A 19,445-nucleotide genomic window follows, 5' to 3' on the forward strand; every position below is an offset into this window, starting at 1 on the left:
TACTTATATATCGTTAAACCCATCAAGACGCACATAAACGTGTAAAACCGCACCGAAGCCCCTCATCACTGCGAAAGTGACCGTGCAAAATGGTTCATCCTGCCGCATCCCCAGCATCCGAACCAAGGATGGATGGCTTTACCTGGTAGGCTCGTGTTGGTGGCAATCCGGGCGGTCGTATGACGGTTGCGGCCTTGCCACTCTTGCCTGGCACTAGAAATCCACGCTCGATCAGAACACGCTGGGCATCGCCCCGGTTCAGGCCCACGAGCGCTTCCTTCATGCCGGCTGGCGTCAGGTAGAACATCCAACCGTCACGTCCGTCTTCCAGTTTTTCCCAGCGCTTCCAGCCGGCACGCATCTGGGTGCGGAATCGCTCGCCGGGTGGCTCGGCCTGCTCACCGCTCTGAGGCAATTCATCTGCCTTGGGTTCAATCCATCGCTCAAACCGGCCTTCGCCGTTCTTGGAAATGAAGTCGCGCAGCTGCTCGACAGCCTGCTCATCCTCGCGCCGTCCCGAAGTGCCACGCATCTTCAGCCAGTCATTAAAGCAGACGCGTACTAACTCACGCGCCGTGTCCTCGGCCCAGCCCGTCAGTTTGAAATCCGTTGCTAGTTCTCCACCCAGCGCGACCATGGCAAACCGTCGCGCGACCGATCGGACCTGTCCGGACGCTTCAGGCCAGTTCTGAAGATAATAGTCCGTCAGTTCGACGATGCGTGCTCGCAGGACCTCGCGCAACATGAGCAGTCCTTCATCGGAGATCCGGTCGGACAGTCCGGCCAGAAAGGCGCGAAAAGGCGTGCCATAAAGTCGGCCGGTTTCTGCCCGCAGGTATTCCGCCAGTTCTCCGGCCGCATCGACATGGTGAAGAGTCTCGAACAGACCGAACGGGCCGCCAGCGTCCGCGGGGACGTCCACAAAGCGCACTTCCTGTCCTGCTTTGGTTGCGCGTCCAGCTTCCGCATTCATGTCTGCTAAGCCGCGCTCGCCGCTGGAGAGGAACAGCACGCGCCAGCGCGCCACGGCTCTGGCACCGCCTGTACGGCTGGCCCGCGCCTTACCGGTGCCGTTGGCCAGCATATAGGAGATGTCGCCCGCCTCTTTTGGATCGAGTTGCCCGAGTTCATCCAAGACCAAAAGAGCATCGCACGCGGAGAGGGCCACGCTTTCCAGAGCGTTGCCCGTGGCACGCCAGCTGCGGACGAACCCTTCGGCGCCGAGTTGCAGCGTTCCGCCGCAAACTGAGGCAGCGACGCGCAAAGCGGTCGATTTGCCCAGGCGCGATGCCCCCAGAAGGTTGAAACCGCCGCCATCCTCGCCGAGCAGAGTGAGAAGAGGTGAGGCGAATGCCGTTGCGGCCGCCAGCACGAGACGCGAGTTGCCACGGCACAGGTAACCGATGCGCTCACGCCACTCATCGACCGTGCCAGCCATGTTGAACAGATCCGGCTCGACTGTTTCCTGCTGCAACACCACTCGTTCATACGTATGGCCAAAGGTTTCGGTCGGCAGCACGTAGACCGGACCGTCGCGGAAAGTGTGCCAGCCAATCCGGCTCACGCTTCGTGCCCGCTGATCGGTTGAAATCGTGGCCAGCCATTCGGAAAAGCCATTCTTGGCGGCTGGTCCGCTGGCCAATGTGAGACCGCCACTGGCGAGACGGCTCCGTAACTCGCCGCAGTCGCCGGAAAACAGGGCGCGAGCAAACGCCTCTTCATGTCGCACGCCGTCACGGTCGGTCCAGCCGAGCAGCAGGCCCCAACCGTTTCCTTCCGCATCCCGCGTTTCGGCCAGGCACTCGATTGGTCCGCAGATAAAAGTATTTGGCTTGTCTGGATCGCCGGAATTCCGAAACAGGCCTTCCGCCTGCATCACAAACCGACGTGACACGCCTGGTGGCGGTCTACTGAACTCAGTTTGCTGCGATGATACCGGCAGTTTCACGACCTTGGCGTCCTCGAGCGCCGCTCGCACACGATTACGTCCGCGCCCCGTCTTTTGGTCCATTTTCTTCCCGGATGACATCGTTCCAGTCCCGGCCTTTCGTTTCCGGCATGGCCACACGCACAATGCGGCCCTGCTCGATGAATTTCTGACAGGCAGCGTCCAAGGCTTTCCGGGCACTTTCGTTGCCGGCGTCATTGTCCGCTGCGATGATGATGTCCGTGATGGCTTCAGGCAGTTCGAGACGGCCCATGTTGGAGAGGCTCACGGCGCAAAGGGTGCGGTATTCCGGACAGGCGAGCGCAACAGACAGACCGGTTTCGATCCCTTCCGCCACAATCACGCTTTCTCCGGGTTCGGCCATGCCCAGACTCTTGCCGGTCGCCCCGCGCCATAGGCGGATCGAACCACCTGCAAAACTTCCCAGAACTTTCTTGCTTGCCCGCAGATCCGCCTTGGTCCACATGCCCGACGCTGTCTGCACCAGCCATGTCCGGTGGACGGCTACCTGTTTGCCATTGGCACCGCAGATGGCGGCCAGCATGGCTGGCAACGGACGTTCGACCTCAGCGCACCAGACGGCGGGATTGAATCGCAGCGAGCCCGGCGCGCGTCCCATTTCGCGCAGATCGATGCCACGACCGCGCAGATACAGCTCGACCGGCGTATCCGCGATGCCTGCTGGCGTCTGGTGCCACAGCTCGCGGGCTTTGGCGCGCCGCCTTTGCTCATCGCGGTCCAGTTCCTGGTTATTCGTTTTTTCGGAAATCTGCTGTCGCGTCGGTTGCGGCACTGGGCCATCACCTATGCCGAGCCAATTCTTCGCCCAGGCCATGGCGTCACGGCGGCTGCCTGCAAACAGAACGGCCGCCACCAGATCCAGAGCATCTCCTTTTTGGCCGCCGCTGAAATCGCACCACACTCCCCGGCGTGGGCCGGTCAGCCGTACGGCCAGAGACTGACCTTTCTCGCCTGCCAAGGATCCGCAGCGCCATTCGCAGCCTTCCCGATGGCCGGCACGCAGCAACTCGGGGGCGAGCGCGACGATGCGCTCCGCCAGAAGGTGCGAAAGGGTTCTGGCGTCAGGCCCGCGCACAGTCCGTATCCTTGGCAAAGATCACGCCGCTTTCATCCAGCAAAGCGCGACCGGCACAGAACTCTTGCACGGCATGATCCATGCGCCGGGCGTCCGACAGGATCTCGGACCATGGAAGAGTGTCCAGCCATTCCAGTGTCGCCTCAGATCCCGCATCGCTCTGGAGCACACGGCGGAACTGGATTAAGCCGCCTTCCACGGACCACAATGGATCTTTCAGCACTTCACAGCTCAGGAAATCGACCACGGAATCATAACCGGTCAGGAACTCCCTTAGTGCGGTTTCGCGCCGCGCGAGACCTGCAAGTTCGCTCACTCCAGGAGCAGGGGTGAAAGCGCGTGCCGCAGCCATCATCGCCTCAAAGGCCGCGGTATCATGCCCCGATCCGAGGTAATCTCGAGAGCGCAGCATCAGGTCCAGGAGGTGATTGAGCGGCGTGTGGTTGCCGAACTGCGAGAAACCACCCCACAGCAGGCCCTGCGGCGTCTCGATCGCACTCATGCTACGGCCCCCGCGCTTTCGATCTGCATTGCTGTTACAGCATCAGAGGCAGATTCCTCCTTGTGGACGCGGATGCATCCAGCCGTCCGATCAATGACCGCACATTCTTCCTGGATGGATCGGATGGCCATGTCGCGCCACGAAGCGTTCCACAACAATTCGACCATCAAGGGACGGTGCAGCCAGTTCCGCAGGGCTTTGGAACTTGCCTGCTCGCACACGCGCCACCACCATTCCACAAAAAGCGGATAAAGCTCTGGCATCTCTCCAAACGTCCCAGAGGCAATGCCTGCCGCAAAAGCTTTTTGCAGATCCGCTATCGCTTGCTGTCCGGCTGTGTAGCGCATGAGACCGATCAGCACGGGTGGGCTGGCTCCCAGCCGCTTTCCCGCACGTTGGCGCTCCTCGGTCAGGGGTTTGCCCACTTCGGACTGTTCACCAAAGAGGCTCAACACGGTTTCGAGAAGTGAGGGCATGCCGCGCCAGTCCGCAAAACGATAGAGCGCACCATCCTTGTCCGCGAAAAATGCATAAGTTTCTGCGGCGCTCATGCTTTTGCTCCCAGACGCATCGTGGCATCGGCCGTGGAACGGACAGCGTGTGCTTCGACCCAGGCATCAAGATCGCATTGCCTGTAAGCGATACGTCGACCAAGCTTGATAAATGTAGGGCCAGAACCATCCTGTCGGCCCTTTTGCAAAGTGCGCGTGTGCAGGCCGAGATAATTGGCGGCGCTTCTTTCGTTCAGAAGCGCGGACTGGACGGGAGTGTGGGCCGCTCGAACAACCTTCGGGCGGACGAAAGCAACGGGATTCATTTCGTTTCTCCGCGATTAGAGGCGAATTAGTTCATCTCTATGTGCGGCTCTCTATTGGTGCGTTTTTTATGCAAGAGACAACAGCAAAAAATCAGGCGTTTTTTGTTGTCTCTCTCCAGCGCTGCACTTCGGCACGCAGAAAATTCGTGCAGTCTTTTTTCCATTGGTAGGCGACTGACACCGGTAACTCTTCCGGGATTATATCACTGAAGGCTTCGAAAAAGGCATTATCACGTATTGCGTTCCGCTTAGCCTCTTTTCTTCTTCGATATTCATCTATTGAGTTTTCATATATTTCCAATGTTTTGGCAATTAGTCCAAATGTATTTGTTTTGCATCTTTTTTGGAAATTTAAGCGAGAATCAATTATTTTTAATTCCTTCGATATATATGAATACAAGTCTCTTGCGCTGCAATCACGGCGGATATGGTTTTCATGGATTGCCAAACTAAGTTCAATTTTCGTCAGGAGATCAGGCATTGAAAGACGCTCTTTCAGTTCGGCAACTGTCAGCAATTCCGCCTCAGCTTCACGCTTTCTGACTGTCTTCCTAAGAGCGCTTTCTAATGCTCTGATGCGGCCCTGACGTTCGTTTTCATGAATTGCCTTGTCAGCAGAAATGACTTGTTCAGCTATTTTTTTGAAAGAGGCATTTTCGGAAAGCAGCCAAAGGCGATACCCTTCGGCGATCCAGTCCTCATGTAGTTTTTTGGGTGGTGCACCTCGTTTTGCGCCGACCGAGACGTAGGCCCGCGCTATGCGTGTAAACGCACTCTCGCCGATGTCCTGCAAAAGACGTTCCGCAGTGCGCCGGTCAACCGGTTGTAAACTGTCCAGCCAGTTCTTTTTGTCGGAATCCGCCATAGAAGCCCCACGCCAGCCATCCCCACGCGCAAGAGTTGATGGCGCGGCCGGCCAGACGTGGGGTTCCGGCGTTCGGCGGCCAAACCTAGCCGCGCCGTCCAGCAGCATCGGATGCAAACCGGGAACAGGCAACGTCTGGTGTACTGTCCCCACCATGGGGCAAGTGAAGATCATCATGACAACTCTCCTGTCAGAGCCCGTGCGCCAGCGCGCATCGCCTGCTCGTCACTGAAGAAAATGGGGTCAATCGCCCGTGTCAGGTCACGTCCTGCGACCCGAAACGGCATCTTGATACTGTTGATCATGCTGTCCGTTCTCCAAGGTATTTCACCACATCGTGAGCTAGACTGATAGCAATCTGAATATCTGGATTGGTCTTTTCAGATTCAAATACGTGTAGATACTCAGGTAGACGCTCCATTACGATTAGAGATTTTGCCACGAGATCATCAGATGTATTTCCCGATATTTCACCAAGACGACCGAGAAGGAGATATTTCTGATCTAAAAGATCATTAAATTCCCGGTCTGAGCAGGCAGGAAGACGTTCGAGGGCCTTGGATACTTCATGATATGCATGGGAAAGCCCGATAAAGCTGGTATCGGCTATGGCTTTCGCTCCAGCTCGTGCGTAAGCGCATATGGTTACCGCATCGGGTGAGCCTATCTCGCGTATAGGCTGGTCGCGCCGGACGCTCCATCGTTTCTCTGGTTGATAACTCATCGGATCTCCTGTCAGGGCCTGTGCGCCAGCGCGCATTGCCTGCTCGTCACTGAAGAAAATGGGGTCAATCGCCCGTGTCAGGTCACGTCCTGCGACCCGAACAAGCGTCGGGAGAGTGCTTGCAAGCGCCAGATAGGCCGCTCGGATGCTCGCTGGATCCGTCTCTTCCAAGGAGATTGCTTCGTCGAGTAATTCCAGAGCGATACCAACCTGGGCGCCTACATCCGAAAGCGTCTCGCACCTTGTAAACGGAGCCAGCTTGATGAGAGCGGCCGCCAAGTCGGCCGCGACATCGGCTTGTCGATTGGCTTCAATCTTGCCCATTCCGCTCGCTGTCCGTGCGCGTCCCTGAGCGGCGTCCACGTCCTCAAAAGCAGCGCGGCGTCGGCAGGCCAGTTCGTAAGCGTGAAACGCACCGGCAGGTCCCAGACGGCTTGGTGGATAATCTTCGCTTACTTCTTGGTTATCCGGTGCTGCAGCTTCCGTGCTCTCAGCCAGTGAGCGCACCAGCGTCTCCACCAGTTCGGACATGTACAGGCGCCGAGGGTTCTTCGGCAGACTACCGTCCGTGTCTTCAATCAGCCGTGCCAGGGCGCGTGCGCCGTCGATGGTCATCGCCCGTCGCGCACGGATACGCTTCACCTCATCCCAGAAGCGGTCCGCGTAGCGCTCAGCTTCATCGTCCGGGATGGTGTGATCGTCTTCCTTCTGTCGCAGTTCCGCTGCCTGCTGGCAGATGTCGATCAGCTCGGCATCCGCCAGTGGCGGGGGATTGGCCAGCATGGTCATGGCATCACGGCCAGAGGCAAATTCGGCCCATTCAGATGCGGAATCCGCGCATGGCTTGCTCGCTCCGGTCCATACTGAAAAGGCGACCTGCCGGGCGAACCAGCCATCCCATGTGGCCGGCTTGATATCCGCCATGGCGCGTATGCCATCCGTTGTCTCGGCAAAGAGCGGATCCGCTTCAGTGTCATCCACCGTTGCCCGTGCTCTCAGTTCTTTGGCCGTGACGTCGCGGGCCTGTTGGATCAGCCCGTGGTCCGCCGCGTTCAGCGCGTGCGTGCGGATAGGGAATGCCTGGGCGAGATCGGCCGTGCTTTCGTGAGCCGGGACCGTGCCGGTTTCACCATTCATCGGATAGCCTCCACCGCATAGGCGCGGCCAGACGTGACTGGATCGGGCGAGCCGAGCCCGAATACAGACAGGGCGATCAGGAAGGAGACAAAGAGGGCCACCGCGATATTGGCGCGTGACTCCGCTGCCCGCACGGATGCGGGTGTGCTATGGGCATTCTCAGCCATTGCCGAACCTCAGCTTCGGTTGTGGTTAGGTCGGGCAAAGGACTCTCACCTCCTACGCCCGGCCGCCTTGTCACCACGTGACAAGGTAGGCTCAATGTGTCACTCTTTGGGCAGAAGTCAATAACTTTGTCACAGGGTAACACTTTGAACGCCGCTCAATGCCGAATGGCACGTGCAGCCTTGCAGCTTGGAGTACGCGAGCTGGCGGCTGCGGCTGACGTTTCACCGACGACTGTCACCCGCTTTGAGCGAGGCGAAGCGCTTTATCCTCGGACTGTGAACGCCATCCGCGTCGCCCTAGAAGCCGCAGGCGTGGAGTTCATCGCAGAGAACGGCGGAGGTGCCGGAGTACGGCTGAAGAAACTGCAAGCGGAAAGAATTGAGCAATAAAGGTGGACCTCGGTTGATCACTCTCGCCGATACGATTTGGGATTTTTATTAAAGGGGGCCATTGTGGGCCAGAGAAGTTCGAAACCATTCTGGATGCGAGATTATAAAAAAGCCGCATACAACCGCCGTTATTATCGACGCAAGAAGGCGGAAAAACAGGCGGGATCACTTCTCGGCGGAGCGGTAATGCTTGGCATTGCGGTAGCAATATTTGGCCATTCCACCAGTAGTCCTAAAAAAGCAGCGGCCCAGCCTCTCGCATCCAATGCAGTCATCAACACGGCTGCACCCCATATCGTCTCTTACCATCCCGATTTTGACTGCTCGCGTGTCAGTCAAAGTGACACTATTGCCGTCATGCTGTGCCAGAACAGTGATGCAGCCAAGCACGAACTGATGTTCGATCAGACCTATTACGCCCTACGCCAAGTTGTAGGAAAATCAGGGTGGAAATCCCTCAAGCGTGAGGCGATTGCTGACCAAGAATTCGCAGATTGTCTGAATAACGTCGGGCAAGTAAATGTCAGCCAGCCTACGGCAGACCCGGCTTGCTATATCGAGAAAATAGACTCAATTACGGCAAAATACCAAAAACGCTTGCACGGTGGGGCTCTCGAAGAGGCGCAAAGGCCAATCGACGAACATATATTCCTCCAACAACGCCTTGTTGATCTTCACTATCTTCCTGCGGGAACCGTCGCAGACGGCGTCTACGGGGAGGCAACGCGCAAAGCTATCATTGCGTGGGAGCAGGATCACAATATCTCGCCGGCCGATGGCTTTCTTTCGAACGCTGCCGCTGCTCTTTTGATCACGGGAGTCCCAGCTACAGATAATGCATCGACATTTCCCCCAGCGCCTTCGCCCATTGACGGGGCAGCCTCTCCTTTGTCGACGACCTACAATTCTACTACATCGGCATCAGACACGAGTGGTGGCGGCTTTATATTGCTTATTTTTATTATTGTCTGCGCCTGCATTGGAGGACTATTCTTCTGGATCAAAACAAAAAACACGAAAATGGCGTGGAATTTTGTTTCCAGTGAAATCAACTCACAGAAGAAGAATCTTCAAATACAATACGCTCAGAAAACACTACCTGATAGGTATGGTACGATCAGTTATGATGCTTGGTCAAAGGAAGTCGCTTTTTTCGCATCAACGCGACTTATGCCTATTCTGGATAACCGAGGCCTTTCAAAATATTGGAAGTCGATTGCAAGTCGTGCAGTCACCCTCATAAATCAGCTAGCACGAGAGCCGCTGCCCATATCTGCAGTGCAGGACACTTATGTTAGCGATCCAAGCATATACGATCCCCGTATGGATCCATTCGACTACGAGCAATACTGCGCCCTGCTTCTTCGGGCGGATGGATGGGAGGCACACGCCACCCAAAAGAGCGGCGATCAAGGCGCAGATGTCATCGCCACAAAGGAAGGATGCAAGATTGTCGTACAGTGCAAGCTGTATTCAAAATCAGTCGGCAATGACGCTGTCCAGCAAGCCTTTACGGCACGCACACACACCGGATCAGCCGCTGCTATCGTCGCCACAAATTCGACCTTCACAAAAGCTGCATATGAAGCCTCTGCAACAACGGGTGTGTTCCTGATTCACCACGCCCAGCTTGTAGAAACGTGTGATCGGATTTTGTCACATTACAAAATGCAGCACGTATCATGAAAGCACCAAGGACCGTTCCATGCCGTCGCCGAAACGGTATTCGACGAATATGACATCGACGGATGTTTCCCCGAACAAGGCGATGATGCTGGCCGATATAGGGATCCCATTATGGCGACGCGCTTTGCCAAGTCGCGGCACGCTATCCCCCCATGACCAACCAATGGAGAGCATCGCCTTCACGCGGCAAAGGTCAAAGCTACGAACAGACGAGCATTGTGTTCGGGACGCATGGGTGCGATGTGCGTCCCGCGAGCGTAGAGTTCGTTGCTGAGAATGAAAACCGAAATGAGGCGAGAATGAAACGGGCTCCGATACTGGCTGCAATGACGATGCTCGCCTCTTTCCGTGTCATGGTCGCGCTCTGTGTGGCACTGGTTCTCGCGCCTCTCCCTGCCACGGCACGTGGGCCATAACCTCCCGCTCTCCCGCCGACAAGTGAGACTACCCCTTATGTCGAGCCGGACGAAGGTCAGCTTCTGGAGCATAGGCACTACACGAACCGCGCGATGGCCGAGTGATTCATTCTCCTGCTCACACGCGCAACGGAGCATCGCCTCCGGGCGCGTCCGCCAAGTGTGGCGACGGGTCGTTCAGCTTCAGTCAGCATCACCGCGGCACATGCTCACGGCACGGTGGGGTAGATCAGTGGCTCTAGGTGGATCAGTGCGCGGAAGCACTCTCCCGCACCACATCCAGTATCTGCTGCGCAACGAGAGCATGAGCACGTCGTGTCGGATGATATTCGTCCCACCAGAGATGGGCGTCTGGATCGCCGCAAACCTTGCCGGGTGCAGGAAGCGTGGGCTGACATGGATGGACAACATCTGACAGACGTTCTGGCTGGGTATTTGCGAGAAGCTTCTCGGTCGCGTTGCTCCATGAGAACCAGATGATGCGTGATCCCGCAGATGCTGTGATCGGCTCGATAGCGGTCTGCGCACGCCGATCGTATTCGGCCTGAAAAGCGCGCGCTTCCGCCGCAGCATGAGGGTCTTTCGCAACCGCCGGCACGCGGTCGAGACTGTAGGCACCGAAGATCAGGAAATGCCGCGCCCCGTGCTGCTGGAGAAGTTCGATAGCTCCCTTCATCTCCTGGGCGCATTGCTCAGCGATTGCCGGGAGCGGCTGCGGCGTAGCCATATCTTCGTGGAGAAAGATATCGTTGGCGGAGGCGCCGAGAACGTACAGGGCGGCTGGATCAAGACGGGGTCTGGCGTAAATGAATGACAACACCTGCCCCCGTAGACCGGTGTCCCGCCAGCCGTCCAGCCATGTGTAATAATTCCCGCTACCACATCGTGCACCACCGACCGCTACATTCTCGATGGGAGTCCCCATCTTGTTGGCCAAGTCCTCAACCGCAGTCGGGCCATTGCTCCACCGTCCTCTCCAATAGAGCCCCGTTTTATCATCCGCAGGGAGCATCACCGCCTGGGGAATCTTGGCATTAACGGCTTCATTGGAAACGGTGCGTGAGGCGCCACTGTCGCTATAGCTGTCACCGAAAACATAGAGCCGACTGAATGGGGTTTCGGCCGCACTAGTTGGCATCGCCAGTATCGTTGAAACCATGGCCGAGACCGCACTGAAGAGAGCAAGACTGCGACGCATGACGGTGGCTCCATACCGGTTCTATTTTACCAGGACAGGCTGGGCTCATTGCCGCTGCTGGAGATAGAACAAAAACGTCATCCAACGATGGTGACTGAGGTTATTCACGTCGCAATATCGTCTCCAAAAATCGTACCGTTTTCGGTCCGGACGATGGCGAATAAATCGCTCACATTGTGGAACGAGAGGGACGTGTCAAAACCCACTTGAGACCTGTCCCGAGAGAGACGTCAGAGGAGACTTGCACCACTGTGCGCCATTCACTTGAGACATGCTCCGAGAGGGGCTGTTTCAACCGATGCGCCATTTTGCGCCATCCACTTGAGACATGATCTGGACGGGTCGTTTTCGACGTTGCGCCATTTTGCGCCATCCACTTGAGACATGGTCTGGACGGGTCGTTTTCGACGTTGCGCCAAATTGCGCCATCCACTTGAGACATAGATCTGTCGGCTCTTTAGCCACGCCAGAAAGCTGGAGAAGAGGCGGTGATTCAGGGAGCGATTACGCCTCAAAATGTCGGGTCAAGCCAGGACATTGATTTTTATATGTAATTTCTCGCGAGAGACATTTGTCTTGCTGTCGTCAAGCGTAACCACTTTGCGATATTTCTGTGAAATGTCAGCCAGTTAGGTGGAGACAGTAGAGGGCGCCATTTCCGAAAAAGTGCAACGCTTGCGAACAGTATCAATGACGGGAGAATATCGCGCACAAGCTCGCATTTATGGCTGTTTCAGAGCCAGCTAGATCCGTAACACCCACTTGCGCCAAGCGTAACATTTTGTCGGAAGTTATGGGGGGAGTGCTCCAAGCACGCAATTGAGGTCGCCTGCTGCAGGCTCCTCTAGTGTGAGGGGTGACCCCGAAAACCGTGTCACCCCTGATGCTCGGGGGTCGCGAGGCAGAAATACGGAGAGCACTCCGACCGAGAGCGAACAAACGGCCGCATTGGGTAGACCTTGTCCGATATGTGCCCAGGCGAAGAACGGTGCGGCCGCGTCAAGACTGGATGCTCATCCGCGAAAGACGCCTCAGTTGTGCGACGTCACCTTGGACGCTTTGGTGCTGCCTGTAGGTAGACGTGGCAGCATTTTGCTTCGACGGCCAATTCCTGAGGGGGGGAGCTTTAGCAGGGCGTCCCGCACTCTCGGACAATAGGCGATACACTCGGTACCAATGGTCCACGACATCAGTGAGGCCAAGCTGGTGTGCTCGCTCCAGCCGGTCAGCAGCCACACTTCGGGCAGACAAGCCATGTAGTCCGACGAGACGGCCGGCTTCATCTTCTGGCGAGAGATTTTCCTTTTTCGAGTCTTTCATCTTCACCTCCAAAACCAATCGTGCGGAGTGATGGTGAATGAAGGGTTAATTGTGTGTGCGTCTCACAGTCCGTTTACCGATGTTGGTTATCGCTTATTTCGATGTTCGTTAAACGCGATCACGTGAGGATTTCCGGCAGAGCGGCATTGCATGCCGTCCCTTCCGTGATTTTCACAAGGGCGGTCAAAGTCGAGTTGGATCAACCATTTTCTCTCGCGCAGTGAAGTGTTCTGGCGGTAACGCTGCCACCATCTGCACATCATTTTCCGCTATCAAAGATTTGAGGCGCATCAGGATTGCTGCGTCAGCTGTTCAAAGCGTCCAGAAACTCTTGGGTGCTGAACTGTTTTTGCTCGCACACCCAAGATCCGCTCAATCTGACTTAACAGTTCCAGACACTCATGACGCCGTAATCTATTGGACAAATAGGCGAGATGCGGGTCTGGGGGAATTTCCCAAGACTTCGTAGGGAGAGTTCAGGCAGCAGAAGAGATGTCCGGCAGATCCCGACATAGATCGCTGCAATCCGCACAAGCATCATCCCTCAGGCGCTTGATAACCTGATGCCATTTCTCTTGATCGGCGGCCAAACGGCCAAGATGCTGACTCGCAATTATTCCCATATCGAGCTGGAAGCCCTGCGAAGCCGCCAAGACGTGATTCGAGACGGTTAGATTTTTCTCAGCGTAGACTGGCTTCTCTGAAATAGAGGAAGCAGCGTAATCACATTGGTGGAACTGCTGGCGTGTCAGAGCCAATAAAGACACCGCGGCTTCGACGTACTGTGCAAATATATTTCGGATGCGGGAAGCTTCAATTTCCGCGACATAGGACATCACTCGTTGAAGTGCATCCTCTCGGCTTTGCGCCAATCCTTCCAACTCATGACGCACAGCACGAGCCTCTTCGCGTCGTCGCTCAGCACAGCTTTCTGCCACGATAATCTGGCGCTCTAGCCCATCCAATTCACGCTTGCGAGTTGCTAGATGTTCCGGGAGTTCAGAGAGTGCCGTATGCCCGTCAGTGGTAAGGCTGGCTTCAATCTCCTGCTGGTAGAACGCATCGATCTCATCGTTCACGCCAGAGAGGGCTCCCCGACGTTCCTTGAGATCGGCGGCAATACGCTCAGCCTTGTCCGCAGTTTCCTGCTTGGCATGGTAGTCCGCCAGTAGCCCTGCACGCGCGTCCTGAAGGTGCTTCAGTGCGATCCGCTTTTCCGTAAGCGGATCGGAAGCCGTCCCAGTCTGCAACTCGGACTTCATGGGGACGATAGAGGGCAACTCCTCGCCAAACTGACGCGGCTCAGCGGTTTGCGACTCATCTTGCTTCCCGCGTAGCAGGGATGGAAGACCGGAAATCTTGATCATATTGAGGCTCCATGAGGAGGGTTTTTGCCGCGCAGGGACAAACCCCATCGGTGAGAGTGGCGAAGTGCTGAATTTCAGGATCCGTGGCGGCGCTTGGCCAAGGCGAGCATTCGTTCGCCAGGTGAGGCAGCGGCTAACTGGGAGCGTCCAGAGCATTCCTTTGCCTCAGCTTGGCGCACATGAGCAGCGACAAGCCGGTGGCCTGGCGAATGATCATTTTTCGTCACGACCGTAGATATTGCTGGCGCTTCTCGTGCCTGATCCCGGATCGGTCTTGCGGCTTCATGGGCAGCGACAAGCCGCGCACCGGCGGACGGCTGTCTTTCGTTCAGGTGCAGGAAGCGACTGCTGAAGCCTTTATTGTCGGCAGCAGCTTGATGCTTTCGGGCCGCAGTCGCCTTACGCTTCCGCAAGTAGGAAAATGGACTGTTCATGCGTGGATGGTTCCGGTCTGCGGAACGACGCTACGGCGAAGCCAAGCACGGAAGTGATCTTCGCGGATGAACACGCGGCCCCCAATGCGCGTCATGTCCGGTCCGATATTGTCCGCCAGGTAACGACGCATTGTGCGGGGATGAACCCGTGCAAGACGCGCCGTTTCATCGACCGAAAGCAGGCTTGGGTTCTTCACCGAAATCGCTCCCTTGTGTGGTGGTGAAAGCGATATTCGATGGGCGCAGAATGATGACAAGAGAGGGCGAAACGGGGCGTTTCTGGTTAGAAATGCACCGAAACGCATGGCGACGAATCAAGCCGCATGGTGCCGCATTGCCGCTTTAGATTAAGTTTTTGTAATCAATCGAATCAGCGCCGCAGCGGAACGACTTTGCCATCCGAAGGCTCATTCCCATGTTTTTCCGCCACATTCAGCACGTGCCGAGCCCATGTATCCAGCGCCACTGCCCGTTCCGTCAGAAACTCGTGACGCTGATAAACGGCAGCGACGCCTTTGATGGCTCCCTGGACATGGTTTAGCACCCGATCGGCGACATGATGCCCGATCCCGAGCCGTGCCATGACTGTTACGCCGGTGCGCCGAAGATCATGGAGCCGCCAGTCTGTGGTGGCCAAGGACGAAGCATTTTTTCTGAGTGAACGAGCGGCTTCCGTCATCAGCTCTTCCAGCTTGGTTTTGGTCTTGGAAAACCCCGAGATGGGCGTGCGACCATTGCTGGTGAAGACGAAAGGCGAGGGGCCGTTGCTCTCCGGATCCAGCTGCCTGGGCAGATTGGTGAGGATCTGTCGGGTCGGCTCGGAAAGGTGGACGATATGCGCGCGTCCATTTTTTGCTCTCTCAGCTGGAATCGTCCAGTGAGTCATCTCCGCATCCAACTCCGCCCATTTCATGCCGGCCACCTCGTCCCGCCGTTGTAGCGTCAGGGTAAGCAACTGGATGAAGGGGCCGAACGGATAAGCAAGCCGACCGGCTGCGGTCCAAAGCTCGCGAAGCTCGACATCTGTCAGCACGCGATCTCGCGAGGTATCGCGACCCTCCATGGTAACCGAGGTGAAGGGGTTGGTCGGAACGAGATTGCGCTTTTCAGCCCAGCCGAACATGGCGCGTCCGAGCGCATGAAGCCGTCGTGCTGCCACGGGATGGCGGGAAGTCAGATCATCGAGTTGCACCTGTAGCTCGGTCGTAGAGATGGAGCGGGCTGGACGCTCCAATAGGACAGACAGGCCGGAGCGCAGGCGAGCAGGAGCTTCCTTACGATAGGAGGGGCTTCGATCAGACAGAGGGCCGGTCTGCCACCGATCGATCAGCACATCCAGCGTCAGGGCGTCGGCAGCAGCTTCCGCCGTACGTCGCACCATTTCGGCCTGGGCGGCCAGCGCGCGGGCTTTTCTTTCCCCGAGCGGATCACCGCCAGCCAGCACTCGTCCACGAGCCTCCTCGGCCAGTCTACGAGCTTGAGCAGGTGTCAGGTCGCCATAAGGCCCCAGAACCAGTCGTCGCACGCGACCGGCAAAGCGATATTGAAACAGGAACACCTTGCTCCCTGCCTCGGTCACTCGGATCCCGAAGCCTCGAAGTTCCTCATCCATGAACATGGCGTCCCGCTTCCCTGGCGGGCAGGCGAGAGCGTCTATTTCCCGTTTTGTGAGCTTCATCGGCAAGCCGTCGTTACACCTGTTACACCTTCGAAAACGCAAGGTGTAACGCTGTGGGTGACAAAAAACACAATAAAATCAATATAATATATATGTGTGTTACACAAGTTACACAGTTACACCTACATTAGTGTAACTCCCTGAATTTTCCCATGCTCCGGGCTTATCTTGGAGCATGTCATTGGATTTTCCGGACTCAATCCGGACTCATCTGAAAGTGCAATCGGGGCGTTTCTGTGCGGCTGGGTTCGTAACCGCGACATTCACTGTCCACCGTAACCATTTGATATTGCGACTGTATGCGGTTCGGTGCGTTTCAGTGTGTATTTAGAGCACGAGTTTCGTAATGATGGGGCCAGGGGTTCGAATCCTCTAACCGGCACCATTAACCTCGCGGTTTTCCTGTAAAATCAAATCTCCTTCAAAAGGTCGACACAAGCCGACACTCTTTGGCATGGCTGAAATATCTCCATCGCCTTTCGGGAATGTGAGCTTCGCGGTAAGATGACATCATGCCGTCGTCTCTTCCTTTGCGTCTGTATCGTGGCGCCATCCAACTGGCCCGCAGGCCGAGGCGTCAGGCATCGCATGTGACGGTCGTTGACGGTCTGGTCGAGTGTCCCTGTTGTGGGGAGTTTCAAGAACTTGACAGGGTACAGCCCGGAACAGCCGCCCGCTGCGTAAGGTGCGGGCAAGTGCTTGAGCGCCGTAATAAAACGGCCCCGTTGGCCGCTCCGCTAGCGTTTTGCATCACCTCGGCCGCTCTCTATCTCGCCACGCTGGCTTCATCCTTGATGACGCTCGATCTCTATGGTCGGGAGCGTACGGTCAATCTGCTGACCGGACCGATGGAGCTTTTGCACGAGGGATGGGGAGAGGTCGGGATGCTTGTGGGCATTGTGACCGTTCTCGCACCCGGCATCGTCATCGCCATCATGGGATTGATCCTCACCGCCGGGTTCTTCGAAGAACTGCCGGACTGGGCGCCCAATCTGATGGCCTGGTACGACAAGCTGCGTCCATGGTCGATGATGGAGGTGTACATCCTCGGGATTTTCGTGGCTTACACGAAGCTCGTGGATCTGGCGCATGTGGAGGTTGGGACGGCGTGCTATCTCATCGCGGCGCTGATGATCAGCATGGCGGCAACCGACCAGACGTTGGATCAGGAGTGGATCTGGCAGCGACGCCGGGTTGAGGGGACATTGCAGCTTCCCGATGGACGGCGGATGAAGGTCGATCGGGTTTCTGTGCATGATCTCGACGGTCTGCCGCCCCATGAAAACATGTTGTCGTGTCATTCCTGCGGTCTTGTCGGCGTTTTCCCGCAGCCGGTTCCCCAGACGGATTCGGTCGGGGTGTGTCCACGTTGCGGCCACGATCTGCGACGTCGCAAGGTGAACAGTATCTCGCGGACCGTCGCCCTTCTTCTTTCAGCCTTTATTTTCTATTTTCCCGCCAATCTCTTTCCGGTCATGACCGTCATCAAGGTGGGAAACGGAACGGGCCACACCATTATCGAAGGCGCAATCGAGTTGTGGGAAGATGGGATGATCCCGCTGTCCCTGCTGGTTCTGTTCGCAAGTGTGACGGTGCCGGTCGCCAAGATCGTGGGGCTGACTTACATGATCTGGACAACGAAACGCCGCTCAGCAAAGAAACTGCTCTTTCGTTCCAAGCTTTTCCGGATGATCGATATTATCGGTCGTTGGTCCATGATCGACGTGTTCATGATTTCCATTCTCGTGGCCGTCGTGCGGTTCAGTTCCCTTGCCAATATTCGTGCCAATGCGGGCGTGGTGTCGTTTGCTGCGGTTGTGGTGCTGACCATTTTCGCTGCCCATTGCTTCGATCCCCGTCTGATGTGGGATGCGGCGGGGCGTAATGGGAAACTGCGGGCGGATGCCCCTCCGCGCAGTGACAACACAATGGGTCAGTCGTGCCTTGCGCACGAGGACGAGGCCCTCGAACGGGGCGACATGGAGCCGGTGCAAGCGTGACTTCGGATCAGAATTCTTCTCCCCCGCGTGGTCAGGACGACGATGACGACGCGCTGCCGGTGGCGACTGTCAACAAGACCCGCTTCTCCATCATCTGGATCATCCCGATCCTCTCGGTGCTGATTGCCGTCTTTTTGTTGTGGCGCAGCCTGTATGATCGTGGCCCCGAGATTCTCATCAGTTTCGACACCGCCGATGGTCTGACCAGCGGTCAGACACAGGTGAAGAACAAGGCTGTGACACTGGGCACCGTCGACTCCATCACGCTGTCCAAGGACAAGCACCACGTTGATGTGCGGGTGCAGATGACCGCCAGCGCGTCCGGATTGCTGACGGACAAGTCACGCTTCTGGGTGGTGCGTCCGCGCATCAATGGCGCGAGCGTGACAGGTTTGGAGACGCTGCTCTCAGGTGCGTATATCGCCTTCGATCCCGGGCCGCCGGGTGGACAGCGCACTACGGTGTTCACGGGACTTGAATCGCCCCCCGGCATCCAGTCCGATCAGCCGGGCCGGACCTATACTCTCGTGGCACCGGCCATCGGTTCCATCGGACCGGGCGCGCCCGTGTTCTTCCGTGACGTGGATGTGGGAGAAGTGCTTGGTTATACGCTGCCGCCCGGCGGCGTGGGGCCCGTGCTGATCCAGTTCTTTGTGCGCGAGCCATACGATCATTATCTGCGCACCAACACGCGCTTTTGGAATGTCTCCGGTGTGAAAGTCGGGTTCGGAGCGGGCGGCCTGAAGGTGCAGATGCAGTCCATTCAGGCGCTGTTCTCGGGTGGTGTGGCGTTCTCCCTCAATCGCTCCGCCAACTCTGTCGAAGAGGCAGAAGAAGCGCCCGCCAATACGATTTTCCAGCTCTACGATGACAAGGATACGGCGGATGACGCCGGATATCATGAGCGTCTGCCCGTCGTGACCTATCTTTCGTCTTCTGTTGCCGGTCTGACCTCGGGAAGTTCTGTCACCATGTTTGGCATCCAGATCGGCTCGGTGACGGATGTGAAATTGCAGCTTGATCAGAAAACCGGTCATGCACGGGTTCGCGTTGCCATGGATGTGCAGCCCGAGCGCATTCTGCCGCCCTCCCAGATCCGTCACGATGGCATGTTGCAGACCATGCAGGCGCTTGTGGACAACGGAATGCGCGCTTCCGCCAGCAGCCTGAGTATGCTGACGGGCGAGACCAACATTTCCTTCGACTTCGTGAAGAAAGCGACCCCTGCCAAGACATGGATGGAAGGCGATGCGCTGGTCATCCCGAGTCAGGCGGGTGGCATGAGTGGCATCATGCAGTCGCTCTCCACCGTGTCCGATAAGCTGGCGGCCATGCCGTTCGAGCAGATTGGTGACAACGCCAACAACCTTCTCGCTCACGCGGATCAGCGCGTGAACAGCTCGGAAGTGAAGGAGGCTCTTGTCCAGTTGCGTGATTCGCTGCGCAGTCTGCATCGTCTGGCCGACAACGCCGACAAGGGCATGCAGCCACTCATGAAGCGTCTGCCGGAAATGAGCGATCAGCTCGACCAGACGCTGAAGAACGCCAATAAGCTGCTGGGAAGCTATGGCGGTGACACGGACTTCCACAGAAGCCTGCAAGCCATGGTCGTGCAACTGGGAGAGACGGCGCGTTCGCTGCGTTTCATGACCGATTTCCTGACCAATCATCCCTCGTCGATCGTTACGGGACGCTAAGCC

General features: G+C 57.0%; 18 protein-coding genes. 5 read left to right on the top strand and 13 right to left on the bottom strand.

Translation table 11 applies throughout. From position 1 onward, the window contains the following. Positions 1-94 precede the first annotated feature (94 nt). The 9 genes from KUA11_RS02050 to KUA11_RS02085 form a co-directional block, all read right to left on the bottom strand. The gene (locus KUA11_RS02050; protein ID WP_217408775.1) at positions 95-2,029 is read right to left on the bottom strand and encodes a DUF927 domain-containing protein; all 1,935 of its coding nucleotides are present in this window, start codon (positions 2,027-2,029) and stop codon (positions 95-97) included. Next, entirely contained in the window at positions 1,983-3,044 is a 1,062-nt protein-coding gene (locus tag KUA11_RS02055; RefSeq protein WP_217408774.1) for a DUF7146 domain-containing protein, read from the bottom strand. The genes KUA11_RS02050 and KUA11_RS02055 overlap by 47 nt, the downstream gene beginning before the upstream one ends. Beyond that, positions 3,031-3,546, bottom strand: coding sequence for a hypothetical protein (locus KUA11_RS02060; RefSeq protein ID WP_217408773.1), 516 nt, complete (start codon positions 3,544-3,546; stop codon positions 3,031-3,033). Before KUA11_RS02060 ends, KUA11_RS02055 begins: the two co-directional genes overlap by 14 nt. Continuing rightward, on the bottom strand, positions 3,543-4,097 hold the full coding sequence (locus KUA11_RS02065; protein ID WP_217408772.1) for a hypothetical protein: 555 nt from the start codon (positions 4,095-4,097) through the stop codon (positions 3,543-3,545). Before KUA11_RS02065 ends, KUA11_RS02060 begins: the two co-directional genes overlap by 4 nt. Next, positions 4,094-4,363 (bottom strand): helix-turn-helix transcriptional regulator, encoded by a 270-nt coding sequence (locus KUA11_RS02070; protein ID WP_217408771.1) that lies wholly within the window; start codon positions 4,361-4,363, stop codon positions 4,094-4,096. Before KUA11_RS02070 ends, KUA11_RS02065 begins: the two co-directional genes overlap by 4 nt. 66 nt (positions 4,364-4,429) lie before the next feature. Further along, positions 4,430-4,498: a hypothetical protein gene (locus KUA11_RS17805; RefSeq protein WP_368040904.1), complete on the bottom strand. Its 69-nt coding sequence runs from the start codon at positions 4,496-4,498 to the stop codon at positions 4,430-4,432. 903 nt (positions 4,499-5,401) lie between these two features. Continuing rightward, complete coding sequence (locus KUA11_RS17695) at positions 5,402-5,533, bottom strand: hypothetical protein (protein ID WP_264806307.1); 132 nt, start codon at positions 5,531-5,533, stop codon at positions 5,402-5,404. Further along, positions 5,530-7,089 carry a hypothetical protein gene (locus KUA11_RS02080; RefSeq protein WP_217408770.1) on the bottom strand — a complete coding sequence of 520 codons (1,560 nt, stop codon included), beginning with the start codon at positions 7,087-7,089 and terminating at the stop codon, positions 5,530-5,532. Before KUA11_RS02080 ends, KUA11_RS17695 begins: the two co-directional genes overlap by 4 nt. Next, complete coding sequence (locus KUA11_RS02085) at positions 7,086-7,256, bottom strand: hypothetical protein (RefSeq protein WP_217408769.1); 171 nt, start codon at positions 7,254-7,256, stop codon at positions 7,086-7,088. The genes KUA11_RS02080 and KUA11_RS02085 overlap by 4 nt, the downstream gene beginning before the upstream one ends. A 165-nt stretch (positions 7,257-7,421) precedes the next feature. Here KUA11_RS02085 and KUA11_RS02090 point away from each other — a divergent pair, with 165 nt between their 5' ends. The 3 genes from KUA11_RS02090 (at position 7,422) to KUA11_RS17810 (ending at position 9,990) form a co-directional block, all read left to right on the top strand. After that, the gene (locus tag KUA11_RS02090; protein ID WP_217408768.1) at positions 7,422-7,646 is read left to right on the top strand and encodes a helix-turn-helix domain-containing protein; all 225 of its coding nucleotides are present in this window, start codon (positions 7,422-7,424) and stop codon (positions 7,644-7,646) included. Between the two features lie 93 nt (positions 7,647-7,739). Next, positions 7,740-9,332: a restriction endonuclease gene (locus tag KUA11_RS02095; RefSeq protein ID WP_217408767.1), complete on the top strand. Its 1,593-nt coding sequence runs from the start codon at positions 7,740-7,742 to the stop codon at positions 9,330-9,332. A 517-nt stretch (positions 9,333-9,849) separates the two neighbouring features. Further along, positions 9,850-9,990, top strand: coding sequence for a DUF3761 domain-containing protein (locus tag KUA11_RS17810; RefSeq protein WP_217408766.1), 141 nt, complete (start codon positions 9,850-9,852; stop codon positions 9,988-9,990). A 5-nt stretch (positions 9,991-9,995) separates the two neighbouring features. Here the strand turns inward: KUA11_RS17810 and KUA11_RS02105 are convergent, their stop codons facing one another. From KUA11_RS02105 to KUA11_RS02120, 4 genes are all read right to left on the bottom strand, one after another. Next, complete coding sequence (locus tag KUA11_RS02105; protein ID WP_217408765.1) at positions 9,996-10,946, bottom strand: SGNH/GDSL hydrolase family protein; 951 nt, start codon at positions 10,944-10,946, stop codon at positions 9,996-9,998. A 1,796-nt stretch (positions 10,947-12,742) separates the two neighbouring features. Continuing rightward, complete coding sequence (locus tag KUA11_RS02110; protein WP_217408764.1) at positions 12,743-13,633, bottom strand: hypothetical protein; 891 nt, start codon at positions 13,631-13,633, stop codon at positions 12,743-12,745. A gap of 430 nt (positions 13,634-14,063) precedes the next feature. After that, on the bottom strand, positions 14,064-14,264 hold the full coding sequence (locus tag KUA11_RS17700; RefSeq protein WP_217408763.1) for a helix-turn-helix domain-containing protein: 201 nt from the start codon (positions 14,262-14,264) through the stop codon (positions 14,064-14,066). Positions 14,265-14,437: 173 nt separating this feature from the next. After that, entirely contained in the window at positions 14,438-15,745 is a 1,308-nt protein-coding gene (locus tag KUA11_RS02120; protein ID WP_217408762.1) for a tyrosine-type recombinase/integrase, read from the bottom strand. Positions 15,746-16,257: 512 nt separating this feature from the next. Here KUA11_RS02120 and KUA11_RS02125 point away from each other — a divergent pair. Both KUA11_RS02125 and KUA11_RS02130 read left to right on the top strand, forming a co-directional pair. Further along, positions 16,258-17,745: a paraquat-inducible protein A gene (locus tag KUA11_RS02125; RefSeq protein ID WP_217408761.1), complete on the top strand. Its 1,488-nt coding sequence runs from the start codon at positions 16,258-16,260 to the stop codon at positions 17,743-17,745. Further along, on the top strand, positions 17,742-19,442 hold the full coding sequence (locus tag KUA11_RS02130; protein ID WP_217408760.1) for a PqiB family protein: 1,701 nt from the start codon (positions 17,742-17,744) through the stop codon (positions 19,440-19,442). Before KUA11_RS02125 ends, KUA11_RS02130 begins: the two co-directional genes overlap by 4 nt. Positions 19,443-19,445: the final 3 nt, after the last annotated feature.

The sequence above is a fragment of the Acetobacter estunensis genome (genome assembly GCF_019083805.1).
GTDB lineage: Bacteria > Pseudomonadota > Alphaproteobacteria > Acetobacterales > Acetobacteraceae > Acetobacter > Acetobacter estunensis_A.